The organism is Aphanothece microscopica RSMan92 (genome assembly GCF_046613545.2).
Taxonomy (GTDB): domain Bacteria; phylum Cyanobacteriota; class Cyanobacteriia; order PCC-6307; family Cyanobiaceae; genus NIES-981.
Genome location: NZ_JBKKKY020000565.1, coordinates 1 through 436, shown reverse-complemented (window position 1 = coordinate 436; position 436 = coordinate 1). Strand labels below are relative to the sequence as shown.

2 protein-coding genes are annotated in these 436 nt (G+C 69.3%); both read right to left on the bottom strand.

Annotated elements, in window-relative coordinates; translation table 11 throughout:
- Positions 1-281 (bottom strand): ATP-binding cassette domain-containing protein (locus ACLD7X_RS19080; RefSeq protein ID WP_411425250.1); only part of this gene is annotated, 281 nt, incomplete at its 3' end.
- Positions 278-427, bottom strand: coding sequence for a hypothetical protein (locus tag ACLD7X_RS19075; protein WP_411425251.1), 150 nt, complete (start codon positions 425-427; stop codon positions 278-280). The genes ACLD7X_RS19075 and ACLD7X_RS19080, both read right to left, overlap by 4 nt.
- Positions 428-436: the final 9 nt, after the last annotated feature.

The window sequence follows — 436 nt, the reverse complement described above, 5'->3', positions numbered from 1 at the left end:
AGCGCCCGCATCTGCGGTGCCGACAGTCTGTTGATGTCCTGCCCACGGAACAGCGTCTGCCCCTCTGACGGCTCGATCAGACGCAGGATGCAGCGCCCCAGCGTCGATTTCCCGCAGCCGGATTCGCCCACAAGGCCCAGCGTCTCGCCTGCAGCAAGGTCAAAGGACACGCCCGCGACAGCGTTGACCTGCGCAATCTCGCGCTCGATCAGCAGCCCGCCCTTGACGGGAAAACGCTTGGCCAGGTCGCGGACCTCAAGCAGGGGGGGGGCGTGGGTCATGCGCCGGCCTCGGCAGGTGCAAAGGCAAAGTGACAGGCCGCCGCATGGTTGCCCACCTGGCGCAGTGCCGGCGCCATGCCCCGACAGTTGTCGCGCGCGACCGTGCAACGGGGGTGAAAGGCGCAGCCCCCCGGCAGCCGGCCCAGCGAAGGGGG